This is a genomic window from Alkalibacterium psychrotolerans, assembly GCF_054784355.1.
Window position 1 is genome coordinate 1 of sequence record NZ_BAAGPH010000010.1, and the last position, 13,355, is coordinate 13,355.

Here is a 13,355-nt window from a genome sequence, read left to right on the forward strand (position 1 = left end):
CGAGTGGAGAATATTCTTTTCCATATCTATATTTTACCCCATCTATATTTTACCCCATCTATTCTTAAAGATAAAACGTTAACCAACTGTGTCATACCAGCCTTTATTTTATAATCCCTTATACTATTAAAAAGAAGAATCCGAAGATTCTTCTTTTCCTCATTCTATTATTTGATTAATTCGTAGATTGCTTCAGCATAAATAGCCATTGCACGCATTAAGTCGTCGACAGCCATAAATTCGTTCGCCTGGTGCATCGTATCGACACTGTCAGGGAACATGGCACCGTAAGCAACGCCGCGTTCCATTAGACGGCCATACGTTCCGCCACCGATAACCTGTTCATGCGCTTCAAGACCTGTCTGACGATGATATACGTCCAGCAGAGTCGTTACAAGCGGATCATTGGCAGGGACGTAATGTGGTTCTTTTCCGACTGATTTGGACAAGCTGACATCATACTGAGACAATTTGTCCTGGAAAGTAGCAAACAGTTTATCTTCGGTTGTACCTTGAGGATAACGCATGTTTACAGTAATTTTTCCACTTTCACCAGCTTTATAAGCGAAGACGCCTGGGTTTGAAGTCAATTCACCCATTACTGAATCGGTAATGTCAATTCCGAGCTTCTTGCCTTCCGGATCATCATGCAAGTATAAGGCAGTAATTTCCAGGAATGTCTTGGCATCCTTGGCAAAATCAAAGTCTGAAAGGAAACGTGCCAAGTAAGTCGCTGCATTTACGCCGCTTGCCGGCTTGCTTCCGTGAGCTGCTTTACCAGTGAATTCCAAAGTTACCTGGTCACCGTCAACTGCTGCTGTTCCTGTAACAGGCAGCCCGTTCAAGAAGTCATTCAGAGCAGCCTCAATCTCAGCAGGGTTTGCCCCTTTAACAACGGCTACGGCATCTTGAGGAACCATGTTCGGTCTCAAGCCTGATTCGAACTGAACGAGTTCATAAGTCGCGCCGCTTCCGTCTGCTTTTGTTTCAATAAAGACAGTTGAGTTCCCTTTTTCACCATTAATAATAGGGAATGTTGCATCGGGTGAAAAACCAAAGTCCGGTTCCGGTTCTGTCTCAAGATAATGTTTGATGCCTTTCCATTCACTTTCCTCGTCCGTTCCAATAATGAAACGTACTTTTTTGGAAACTGGAAGGTTCAAGTCTTTAATCATTTTAACAGCATAGTAAGCAGCCATTCCTGGTCCTTTGTCATCGCTTGAACCACGGGCATATAGGCGGCCATCTTTGATAACCGGTTCAAATGGATCGGTTTCCCATCCAGTACCCGTTGGCACTACGTCAACGTGTGCGAGCACGCCTAGTGTTTCGTCGCCGTCGCCAAATTCGATGTGTCCAGCCCAGTTGTCGACATTTTTAGTCGTGAAACCGTCGCGCTCACCTAGCGCAAGAAAAGCTTCCAATGCTTCTTTCGGTCCAGGTCCTACAGGTGCTTCCTCAGTTGCTTTATCGTCATCACGCACGCTGTCTATGCGCAGTAAATCGAATAAATCTTCGAAAAAGGCTTCCTGACGTTTTTCTGCTTCTGCTTTCCAGTCAATTGTGTGTTCTGTCATACTTCATATTCCTCCTAGTCTTTATCGTGTCTCTTTTATCATTTTATCATTTATTTCACTAAACTCCAATTAAAGATATTGTTTTCACTTCCTGCATCCTGCTCCTTCTATTTTAAAAAAGGTCTGACGTGACTGTTTTAACGGGAAGGAGTAAACTAATGGAAAGGAGGGTTTTTCGATGGAAAAAATTACGAAAGAAAAAGTCGAGACCTTTATTCCACAAAGAAAAAAAGAAAGCTATAAAGGGACGTACGGTCGGGTGCTGTTTGTCGGTGGGAATCAGAACATGGGCGGCGCCATTATGCTTTCGGCTTCGGCCGGAGTACACAGTGGAGCCGGTTTAGTCACGGTTGTTACTCATCCGAGTAATCAGGCGGCACTTCATAGCAGGCTGCCAGAAGCCATGTTCCTGCCTTTTACTGATTTGGATCAGCTGAAAAAGACAGTTGATACCATGGATGTTATCTTAGTTGGTCCGGGTCTCGGGCGTGATGAACAGGCGACGAAAATACTGAAGGCCGTCTATGAAACAGTGGAAGCTGATCAGACCCTGATTCTTGATGGGGATGCTATTTATCTGCATGTGAATGAAATCCTGCCGCGACCCGCTGCATCAGTTATTTTCACTCCTCACTTGGGCGAATGGCGGACGCTGACCGGGCTACCAGTCGACGAACAGTACCTGGAAACCAATCACTCCAAAGCTGTTGATATGGATGCAGTCATTGTTCTTAAAAAGAGTCGGACGGAAGTGTATTATGGTGAGGAAGTCTGGCAAAATACAGCCGGAAACCCGGCAATGGCGACTGGTGGTATGGGCGATACCCTGGCAGGCATGATAGCCGGTTTCGTTGCGCAATTCGATGACGACAAAGAGGCAGTATTATCTGCTGTCTACCTGCATAGCTATATCGCAGACGAGCTGGCCAAAAATCAGTATGTTACGCTGCCGACTCATATTATTGAGCAAATCCCCAAAACCATGAAAGACTTCGCTAATAAAGTCGGCAAGCTTCGCTTTATCTGAAGGTGACGTGTCCAAATAAAGATTATCTACTTCCCAGTTGTTCTGTCAGTGAGCCTCTTCCCTTTGACTGACTGTATTGTCATCTGTTCGAAAAAACGGTACAATCAGACAGATAGAACTTTACGATAAAAGGGTGTACACAATGAAATCACGAAAATTTTCACTGGGATGGATGAGCTTTTGGGTCTTTTTACTGGGCTTTATTCTCATGATGATGCGGCTTGAATTGCTTTACTTCTTTGGTATTGCCGGCTTTTTCATTTATTCACTATGGTCCATGCCTCAGGCCAGTGAGTATGTAACTAAAGAGGAGCATGAACAGGATAAAACAAAAATGAAGTGGACGATGGCCCTTGCTTTTTCTTATATTGCAGCAGGCTTCCTTGCACTTATATTACTGACGTTTGTCCTGTAAAACTGCATCCACTAACGATTTGAAGACAACTGCTTCGGCAGTTGCCTTTTTCCTTTGTAAAGATTTAGGAATCTTACTTCTGATAAAGCTATAATTTGTTGGACGTGCTCTTTAATCGGTATAAGTATTTAACATTACGGCAAAAAGTCATGCCGATTAAGGGCTATTTGAAACAAGTTTTTCTAAAGTCTGAATAAACTCATGCCGATTAAGGCTAATCGAAACAAGTTTTGCAAAATCCCGTGTAAACTCATACCGATTAGAGGGTATTCGGTACAAGTTTTGTAGTCTGTGCCAAACTAATCAGGTAAATGAAATTAAAAACCATACGAGAAGGAGTCGTGTCTAGCATCCTTCTCGTGTGGTTTTGTTTTATGCCTTTTTAAGCATCTCTAGTTCTTCTTCAGTCAATTCTCGGTAAGTTCCCAGCTCCAGATTCTTATCCAGAGTCAGCGGGCCCATCGACAGTCGTTTCAAATAAACGACTTCTTTACCAACGGCCTTCATCATGCGCTTGACCTGGTGAAACTTGCCTTCCTGAATAGTCAGTTCAATTTTAGATGTTTGGTTCTCTTCGTCCGATTCTAAAATTGTCAGTTCAGCTGGAAGTGTCTGGTAATCATCGTCCAGCGTGACACCCTTTTTAAAGGCCTCAATGTCTTCTTCCGTCACCACGCCGTCAATTTCTGCGTAGTAGGTCTTATCGACATGGTGCTTGGGCGACAGCAGTCGGTGAGTCAGCTTGCCGTCATTCGTCAGCAGGAGCAACCCTTCCGTGTCGATATCCAAACGTCCGACTGGATGCGGTTCCTGCAAACTGTCTTGGATTTCCATCAGGTCAAGAACCGTTTCATGCATCAAGTCTTCCGTTGCACTGATGACGCCTTGTGGCTTATTCATCATGAAATAAACAAATTCCTGATAGTCCAGTTCTTCTCCGCCCACAGTAATACTGTCCGTATCCGGATCGACATGAGTTTTAGGATTCACTTCAACGACTCCGTTAACTTCAACAATTTTCGTTTTAAGCAATTTCTTGACTTCTTTTCGTGTACCGAGCCCGCTGTGTGCGAGCAGTTTATCTAATCGCATACTGCACTCCTTTGTTTGTATCTGGTTTAATTGTCACATTTTACAATCTTAATTCATACGTAGTTTTCTTCTTACGCGAGCTGCCTGTCCACCAATTAGACGGTCTGCCAGTCTGGATTTCAGTACCAGATATCCGTAAATCAGCATACCTACACCTGACAGTATGAGTAAACTGATCAGCGAGTGCATCGTCCGTTCGTAAGTCAGGACGAAACTCAGGCCCCACTTCGCAAGCAAGGTTCCGGCTCCCATAATCAATGAGAATATCAGAATCAGCAATGATCGGCGGAATAAGCGTGATGCTGAGTAGTGGGTATGGTCGTGGAAAATTTTCATCATCAAGCCACAGCTCACTGTAAAGCCGGCAATCGAAGACAGCAGCATACCGTATGGGCCGAATAAAGCAACAAAAATGACTTGAGTCACGACTTTTGTCACCAGACCAAGCATCAGCGCTTTAATAGCTGGACGGGTTAAATCGGCAGCCTGGAGCATATTACCCAGCACTGCATACAAGGCGACAAAAATACTGAGAATGGCAGACACCTGGGTAATGCGTGTGCCTAAATCGTTGTGTCCGTAGAAAATAGTATACAGCGGTTCTGAAACGACCATCATGCCGATAGCCGCAGGGAAAATGGCAAAGTTCAGTAACTGAATCCCTTTGGAAAACTGTCTCTTCACTTCATTCATATTGTCTTTTGCAATCAGGTCACTGATTAAAGGAACCGATGCAATCGCCAATGCCGAACCAAATGATGTCAGGACCATAATCAGTTTATGGGCGTTCGCCTGGGTAATCCCGTACGTCTGCTGAATCATCGGCCCACTCATATCTGAGAACCGTTCCATGATAGGTGCGTAGGTTAACTGGTCGACAATCTGGAAGACAATAATTCCTGTAGCGATAATAATAAACGGAATAGATGTCTTGATGATGCTTTTAATCAGCTGGTTAGGAGAAATAGAGACTTCTCCCTTACTCTCTTCCGGCTCATAGTTGAAAGCTGTCTTCATTCGTTTCAGTGTATAGCCCAAATAAGCTAAGGAGAAAACTGCTCCAATAAAGGCTGCAAAGGTTGAGAATGCAACCGCCGTTACGACTTCCCCTGCATAGACTTGTCTGATTAAGTAAACAGTGGACAACAGGAAGATAATCCGGCTGATCTGTTCGAGTATCTGTGATATGGCTGACGGGGCCATTTTATTATGTCCCTGAATGAATCCCCTCGTGACACTTTGAGACGGAATGATCAGCAAGGCAGGGGTCAGTGACCGCATAATCAGCACGGCTTCACTGGCATTCGCAGATGGACTGGCTTCTGCCAGGATCGGTGCGATGATAAACATAATCACGGCAGACAAAACACCGGTAAAGGCCATGATTTTAAGGCCTTGTTTAAAGATTGATTTCGAGACTTCGTATTCACCCAGAGCATTGTAGTAACTCACCTGTTTGGATATGGCACTCGGCACTCCGGCTGTTGCCAATGCGAGGAAGAAACCATAAGGTGTGTACCCCATCTGATAGAGTGCGTTAGCCGCATCCCCTGGTCCCTGACCGCCCATCCAAGCGTACCATGGAATAATATATAAGGCACCCAGTATGCGGGATATCATGCTCCCGGCAGTCATCCAGGCTGTACCACTTATCATTTTCTGATCGTGCGATTGTTCTTTCGGAACGATTTTAGTTGTATCCGACTCCATTAATTGTACCCTCTTTTCACTCGTTGGCACCTGACAAACTGGCTGTCATATGCACTCTTTACTGCGTCTATTCAAAGAAAAAAGGAGCAAGGTGCTCCTTTGTAACAGACTCTATTTTACTGCTTTCTCCAATCAGGTGCAATCTTTTGACCAAAAGATTCGAAAATTCTCCATTCTTTCCCTTAACTTCTTAGTCAAAACATTATTCCTGCATTAATCAGACAGCTGCTGATGGGCAAACGAACGGTACAGATTGTGTTGGGCCATAAGTTCCTGATGCTTTCCTTTCCCAGTCACTCTGCCGTTTTCAATAAAGATAATCGTATCCGCATCCACAATGGTACTAAAGCGGTGTGCGATGACAAATGTCGTTCGGCCATTCATTAGTTTATCCAATGCCTGAGACACATATTGTTCTGACTGACTGTCCAGACTGGCAGTTGCTTCATCCATCATGAGTATTTTCGGATCCCTTAAAAAGGCCCGGGCGATATTTATCCGCTGGCGCTGTCCACCTGAAAGTTTCAGGCCGCGTTCGCCAATCGTTTCTTCCAGCTGGTCCGGAAGCTCTTTGACAAACTCTTTTGCGTAAGCCATTTCAAGGACCTGCCAGAGTCGCTCATCCGGAATTTTATCGGCATCTTCCAAACCGTAACACAAGTTTGTCCGAATCGTACCTGACATCATAGCATTTTCCTGTGAGACATACCCAATCTGACTTCTCCAGGACTTTAAGTCAATCGACTGAACAGGAAAACTACCTGCTCGAATCTCACCACTTTCAGGAATATAAAAGCGTTCAAGTAAAGCAAAAACGGTCGATTTCCCGCCGCCACTTGGTCCGGCAAAGGCAATTTTCTGTCCCGGTTCTGCTGTAAAAGATACAGAATGAATGACTTCTTTTTCATCTTCATAGGAAAAACTGACTGCATCAAAGACTATCGGCAAATGACTCAAGTCAACTGCTTCTCCGGCTGTGATTTCTTCCTCTTCTTCTAGAATAGCAGAAATTCGCTCGGTGGCCCCTGCCGCTTTCTGCATTTGCATGAAAAAGTTCATAAATGTAACCACTGGAAAAATAATCTGAAAGAGGTACAAGAGAAAAGCAACCAACTCGCCTGTGGTCATCTGACCCTGCGCTACTCTTACCCCACCGTAACCAATGACAAATACCATGACACCCATCATAAGTGTATAAATCAGCGGCCCGATGATAGCCATGTATTTGGCTTCTTTCAAACCTATGCGGTAGAGGTTATCGATGTCTTTGTTCCCTTTGACTTGTTCAAACGTTTCTGCCGTTGATGATTTCATTAGTCTGACTTCAGCAATGGTCTGCTGGATTTTTCCTGAAAAAACCGCTGTCTCATCCTGCATTTCACGGGATACTTTGGCTATTCGTCTGCCGAGTGGCCGTGTGAGAATCAGTGCCAGCGGAACGGCTGTCAGCATAACGACCGTCATCTGCCAGTCCATCAGTACAAGAATGATGAAAATACCTGTCAGCGACAAGATGCCATTGATAAACTGCGGGAAAAAAGATGAAATCAGATTCTGTACAATGGTTGTATCATTGGTGATTCGACTGACCACTTCTCCTGATGCGTAACGGTCAAAAAAACGAACCGGCAGTTTGATGACCTTTTCCCATAAAAAGGAACGGAGACGCGCAACGACCCCCTGACCTATTTTATGAAGAACATAATTCGAGAAACCATTGAACACGACTTGAATGATAAAAATTCCGATTATCAAAGCCGCCATCCACGGGGTAAACTGCTCAAATTCTATTCCATCAATAAAGCGCTGCGTCGCCAAGGGAATCATCAGTTGAGTTCCTGTAGTCAGTAAACTGCCGGTTAAACCGATGGCAATCAAACCTTTAGAAATATTGGTAGACCAGATGAGCCGACTGAATTTTTTTAAATCCTGTTTCGTAGGTGTTTTAAGCTCTGAGGCTTTCTGCATTCTTAACCCTCTTTTCTAGACAAACAGAAAAAGGGAGGCCGAACCTCCCCTAATCTTTAATTAGTTGGCTACTATATTCACCAGTTTACCAGGAACCACGATCACTTTTCTGATTGTTTTTCCTTCAAGGTGTTCCTGCATTTTTTCGTGATTCAAGGCCATTTGTTCCAGCTCATCTTTAGAAATGGATTTTGAAGCCAGGCTTCTCGCGCGAAGTTTCCCGTTAACCTGGAAAACAACTTCGACTTCGTCAGTGACCAGTTTTGTTTCATCATACGTCGGCCACTCTTCGTACGTGACTCCATCTTCTGATCCGGTAATTCTGGCCCATAGCTCTTCTCCTAAATGAGGGGCTATCGGTGCCAGCATCTGAATGAATCCTTTGACGTATTCAAGAGGCAGTCCGTCAACTTTATAAGCGGCATTAGTGAATACCATCAACTGAGAAATACCGGTATTAAACTGAAGATTGTCATAGTCTTCGGTGACTTTTTTAACCGTCTGGTGATAGACGACTTCCAGTGATTTATCGTTTAAGGTTGTAATGCGGTCTCTCACTTTACCGTCTTCATCGATAAACAGACGCCAGACACGGTCCAGGAATTTACGTGAGCCTTCCAGGCCGTCTTCGCTCCAGGCAATCGCCGCATCAAGTGGTCCCATGAACATTTCATAGACGCGGAGAGTGTCGGCTCCGAATTCTTCCACAACATCATCCGGATTCACTACATTTCCTTTTGACTTGGACATTTTCTCGTTGTTTTCACCAAGGATCATACCCTGGTTATACAGTTTCTGGAACGGTTCTTTTGTCGGTACAATTCCCAGGTCATAAAGAAATTTATGCCAGAAGCGGGCGTACAGCAAGTGAAGCACCGCATGCTCGGCTCCTCCGATATACAAATCGACCGGCAGCCATTTCTTCAGCTTCTCAGGATCAGCCAGCTGTGTATCATTGGACGGATCGATGAAACGCAGGAAGTACCATGAACTTCCAGCCCACTGCGGCATGGTGTTCGTGTCTCTCTTGCCTTTCATCCCTGTTTTTTCATCCACCACATTAACCCAGTCATGAATATTGGCGAGTGGTGACTCACCGGTACCAGATGGCTTGATTTCATCCGTTACAGGAAGGGCAACAGGCAGGTCTTCTTCCGCTACAACCGTTGAGGTGCCGTCTTCCCAGTGAATAACCGGAATGGGTTCACCCCAATAGCGCTGACGGGCAAACAACCAGTCTCTCAGACGGTAGGTAATTTTACGTTCGCCAATGGCTTCTTCTTCCAAGAAGCTGCACATTTTTTCAATGGCCGCTTCTTTATCCAAGCCATTGATAAAGTCGGAATTAATGTGCACGCCGTCACCTGCATACGCTTCTTTTTCAGGTTCAGCTCCTTCAATGACCGAGCGAATCTCCAAATCATATTTCTGGGCAAATTCATAATCGCGTTCATCGTGAGCCGGTACAGCCATGATTGCACCTGTACCATAAGATGCTAAAACATAGTCGGCAATCCAAATCGGCATATCTTCATTTGTGACCGGATTAATAGCATAGGCACCGGTAAAGACGCCGGACTTGTCTTTATTCAAATCTGTCCGTTCCAAATCGGACTTTTTGTCCGCTTCTTTGCGGTAAGTTTCGACTGCTTCTTTTTGTTCAGGAGACGTAATGGCATCCACCAGTTTCGATTCTGGAGCCAGTACGGCATAGGTTGCGCCGAACAAGGTATCCGGGCGGGTTGTGAAGACGTCGAAAGACTGGTCAGAATCTTTAACTTTAAAGGTTACTTCTGCTCCTTCTGACTTGCCAATCCAGTTACGCTGCATGTCTTTAATGTGTTCCGGCCAGTCAACGTCTTCCAGGTCGTCCAGCAGACGATCAGCATAGGCAGTAATCTTCAGCATCCACTGCTTCATCGGCTTGCGGTAGACCGGATGACCTCCACGCTCGGATTTTCCGTCAATGACTTCTTCGTTTGCCAATACGGTTCCTAGGGCCGGGCACCAGTTAACCGGTACTTCTGCTTCATAAGCAAGGTCTTTTTCAACCAGTTTAGTAAAAACCCACTGAGTCCATTTGTAATAGTCCGGGTCGGTTGTATTAATTTCCTTTTCCCAGTCATAACTGAAACCTAGAGACTTGATTTGACGTTTAAAGGTCTGAATATTTTTTTCGGTAAATTCAGCGGGGTCATTCCCGGTATCCAGCGCATACTGTTCTGCCGGCAGGCCAAACGCATCCCAGCCCATCGGGTGAAGCACATTGTATCCTTGAGCCCGTTTCATACGGGAAATGATGTCCGTCGCTGTGTAGCCTTCAGGGTGGCCCACATGTAACCCTTGACCTGATGGATAAGGAAACATATCAAGCGCGTAAAAGTATTCTTTTGAGTCATCCTCTGTCGTTTTAAACGTGTTATTGCTTTCCCAGTACTGCTGCCATTTTTTCTCAATTGTCTGATGATTAAAAGACATATTATTCTCTCCTTTTTTGTATATAAAAAACCCTATAAATAGCAATTGTCTGCTACTTATAGGGCGTTAGTCGTCGCGGTACCACCTATTTTTATTGCTTTATCTGCATAAGGGATAAACCAACCTCTGCTCCTTAACGCGGAAAACGGCTTAGAGTACTCTATTCCCCAAAGCAACTTCCAGGCGAGTTCAGTAGTCTTCCTGTGTATTTTCACCAGCCATACACTCTCTAAATAGGAAAGAGGAACTTACTAATCCTGTACAGTCTTTCTTCTCTTTCGTCTATTCTACCAAAGCAGGAGAGAAGCCGCAATCTTATTTTAGTTTTTCCATCTCGTTTGCGACAAATTCAACTTCTGTTCCGACGACAACCTGCAAATTATTACTGCCAGTTTTTCTCATTCCCGGCACATTAGCTTCCTTAATCCGTCTCTCGTTCACTATTCCCATATCCTTCAGTTCCATACGCAAGCGCGTTGCACAATAATCCAGACTGACTAAGTTATCGTGTCCACCCACGCCGTCAAGAATAATACGGGCTTTTCGCTCGTGTTCGCTTTCGTCTGATGAGTCTGAAACATTTGCTGTTGGAGCAGCAGGAGCAGTTGTATCGCCTGCAAATGAGCCATCATCAAGATTGGCTTCTTCCCCACGACCTGGTGTGCTTAAATTGAACTTCCCGATAGCAAACCTGAAACCGAAATAATAAACGACCGCAAAGACCAGTCCCTGCACAATCAGCATATACGGCTGGTTCGCTAATGGAAGGTTGAAGCTTAAGAGACCGTCAATAAAGCCGGCACTGAATCCAAATCCCGCAGTCCATCCGAAGAAAGCTGCAATAAATAGAGACAAGCCAGTGAATAACGCATGAAGCACATACAGAGCTGGAGCGACAAACATAAAGGCAAATTCAATTGGTTCCGTTACGCCTGTGAAGAAAGAAGCGAAACCGGCTGCCAACATCAGTGATCCTACACGTTTCTTCTGATCATCGTCTGCCATGTGGTAGATTGCCAGACCACCTGCTGGAAGACCAAACATCATGACCGGGAAGAAACCTCCCTGGTACATACCAGTAACACCCAGTTCACCTGTACCGGCCCAGAAATTACCGATATCATTAATACCGATAAGATCAAACCAGAAAACTGAGTTCAAGGCATGGTGTAAGCCAGTTGGAATGAGTAGGCGGTTAAAGAAGCCATACAGACCAGCTCCGACTGATCCCAATTCACTCATAAATGTACCAAAAGTAACTAGCGCACCAAAGACTGGTGGCCAGATTAATAGAAATGCTCCGACTACAACTAGTGACACAACTGCAGTAATGATTGGAGGGAGTCGTCGACCACTGAAGAAAGCCAGTGCCTGTGGCAATTCTGTTGCGCTGAACTTATTATATATAGTCGCTCCAATAATACCGACTAAGATACCCGTAAAGGCTGTCTCGATATTATTGAAAGCAATATCAACTTCCTCCACTGGAATACTCTGCAGATTAGCTACCGTCCCAGGACTTAACATAGAAGTCGTAACCAGCCAACCCACTAACCCACTTAAAGCGGCGGCCCCGTTTTTATCTTTCGACATGCCTAGTGCTACCCCTAAGGCAAATAGGATACCCAAGTTATCGATGATTGACGCACCTGCACCAATTAAGAAGGCAGCAACGACACTTTCGCCTCCCCATCCACTTGGGTCTATCCAGTAGCCTATCCCCATCAGTATAGCAGCCGCTGGTAAAACTGCTACCGGAAGCATCAAGGATCGACCTAAACGTTGTAAATACTTCATTTCTTTTCGCTCCTTTTTCTTGGGATCATCTTTTTTAATTAATAATGATTACTGTTAAGAATATACTAAAAAAGATGTCACCATCATTATACTGAAACCGTTAACTTTATGCTAGTTTTAACCTATTTATAGTTAACGAAAACGCCCTACAGATTAATTCATCAATGATGAGTTAATCTGCAGGGCGTAAAACCTTACTTTTTCACAGTCAATTTCTGATTCACAAATATTAAATCACTTGTTAGATGATTCAGTTCTTTAAGCTCTCTTACTGATAGACTATATTGTCTGGCAATGTGAGACAGTGTATCACCCAATGAAACGGTGTGAACACTTCTCTGCTCTTCTATAACAGGCTTAGCAGATAGCTGATTGTTAATCGATAATTTCTGGTTCACAAAAATGATGTCACTCTTCAGACTGTTCCACTCTTGCAGCTGCGCCACTGTTGTATTGTGCGTGCGCGCAATCCCACTTAGTGTATCGCCGGCTTTAACCGTGTAGCTTGCCTCAGTCGGCTTAACCGGCTCTGCTGGTTTCGGTGATGGTGTTTCTGGTTTGGGAGCTTCTTCTTTCTGGGAAGAAACAATTAAGCGTTGACCAATAAAAATGCGATCCGCATTTTCCAAGTCGTTCCAGTCACGAAGCTGAGTCACTGTGGTATTATTTGTACGCGCAATCCCACTCAGTGTATCGCCTGATTTTACTGTGTAATTCGCTTCACCTGGTTTAGCCGGTTCAGCTGGTGTTGGTGCTGGGACTACAGGCTTTGGAGCTTCTTCTTTCTGGGAAGAAACAATTAAGCGTTGACCAATAAAAATGCGATCCGCATTTTCCAAGTCGTTCCAGTCACGAAGCTGAGTCACTGTGGTATTATTTGTACGCGCAATCCCACTCAGTGTATCGCCTGCTTTAACTGTATAGCTTGCCTCAACTGGTTTGGCTGGTTTTGGTACTGATGTTTCAGGTTGTGGTGCTTCTTCTTTCTGGGAAGAGACAATTAAACGCTGCCCAATAAAAATGCGATCCGCATTTTCCAAGTTATTCCAGTCGCGAAGTTGCGTCACTGTGGTATTGTTTGTACGCGCAATCCCACTCAGTGTGTCGCCTGCTTTAACTGTATAGCTTGCCTCACCTGGTTTGGCTGGTTCCGCTGGTGTTGGTGCTGGTGTTTCTAGTTTCGGAGCTTCTTCTTTCTGAGCAGAAATCACTAAACGCTGACCTACAAAGATGCGGTCTGCATTTTCCAAGTTATTCCAGTCACGAAGCTGAGTCACTGTGGTATTGTTTG

Annotated in this window: 9 protein-coding genes and 1 other annotated feature; of the genes, 2 read left to right on the forward strand and 7 right to left on the reverse strand. The window is 44.7% G+C overall.

What is annotated here, in order from left to right; genetic code table 11:
- Positions 1 to 167 precede the first annotated feature (167 nt).
- On the reverse strand, positions 168 to 1,577 hold the full coding sequence (pepV, locus tag ACYVLS_RS01800) for a dipeptidase PepV (RefSeq protein WP_460320567.1): 1,410 nt from the start codon (positions 1,575 to 1,577) through the stop codon (positions 168 to 170).
- A gap of 178 nt (positions 1,578 to 1,755) precedes the next feature.
- Here pepV and ACYVLS_RS01805 point away from each other — a divergent pair, with 178 nt between their 5' ends.
- Together ACYVLS_RS01805 and ACYVLS_RS01810 are read left to right on the forward strand one after the other, a co-directional pair.
- Positions 1,756 to 2,604, forward strand: a complete 849-nt coding sequence (locus ACYVLS_RS01805) for an NAD(P)H-hydrate dehydratase (protein WP_460320570.1) — start codon at positions 1,756 to 1,758, stop codon at positions 2,602 to 2,604.
- A 142-nt stretch (positions 2,605 to 2,746) separates the two neighbouring features.
- Positions 2,747 to 3,019, forward strand: a complete 273-nt coding sequence (locus tag ACYVLS_RS01810) for a hypothetical protein (RefSeq protein WP_460320573.1) — start codon at positions 2,747 to 2,749, stop codon at positions 3,017 to 3,019.
- Positions 3,020 to 3,391: 372 nt separating this feature from the next.
- On the opposite strand, the gene ACYVLS_RS01815 is transcribed toward ACYVLS_RS01810, so the two are convergent.
- From ACYVLS_RS01815 to ACYVLS_RS01840, 6 genes are all read right to left on the reverse strand, one after another.
- Positions 3,392 to 4,111 (reverse strand): pseudouridine synthase, encoded by a 720-nt coding sequence (locus ACYVLS_RS01815; protein ID WP_460320575.1) that lies wholly within the window; start codon positions 4,109 to 4,111, stop codon positions 3,392 to 3,394.
- Between the two features lie 48 nt (positions 4,112 to 4,159).
- The gene (locus ACYVLS_RS01820) at positions 4,160 to 5,821 is read right to left on the reverse strand and encodes a putative polysaccharide biosynthesis protein (protein WP_460320578.1); all 1,662 of its coding nucleotides are present in this window, start codon (positions 5,819 to 5,821) and stop codon (positions 4,160 to 4,162) included.
- 213 nt (positions 5,822 to 6,034) lie between these two features.
- Positions 6,035 to 7,789 carry an ABC transporter ATP-binding protein gene (locus tag ACYVLS_RS01825; RefSeq protein ID WP_460320580.1) on the reverse strand — a complete coding sequence of 585 codons (1,755 nt, stop codon included), beginning with the start codon at positions 7,787 to 7,789 and terminating at the stop codon, positions 6,035 to 6,037.
- Positions 7,790 to 7,849: 60 nt separating this feature from the next.
- A complete protein-coding gene (gene leuS, locus ACYVLS_RS01830) occupies positions 7,850 to 10,267 on the reverse strand; it encodes a leucine--tRNA ligase (RefSeq protein WP_460320582.1) in 2,418 nt (805 codons plus the stop codon).
- A 56-nt stretch (positions 10,268 to 10,323) separates the two neighbouring features.
- Positions 10,324 to 10,539, reverse strand: a binding site (T-box leader).
- Positions 10,540 to 10,582: 43 nt separating this feature from the next.
- Positions 10,583 to 12,064 carry an N-acetylglucosamine-specific PTS transporter subunit IIBC gene (nagE, locus tag ACYVLS_RS01835; RefSeq protein WP_460320584.1) on the reverse strand — a complete coding sequence of 494 codons (1,482 nt, stop codon included), beginning with the start codon at positions 12,062 to 12,064 and terminating at the stop codon, positions 10,583 to 10,585.
- 194 nt (positions 12,065 to 12,258) lie between these two features.
- The coding region (locus tag ACYVLS_RS01840; RefSeq protein ID WP_460320586.1) for a muramidase family protein at positions 12,259 to 13,355 on the reverse strand (1,097 nt) is incomplete at its 5' end.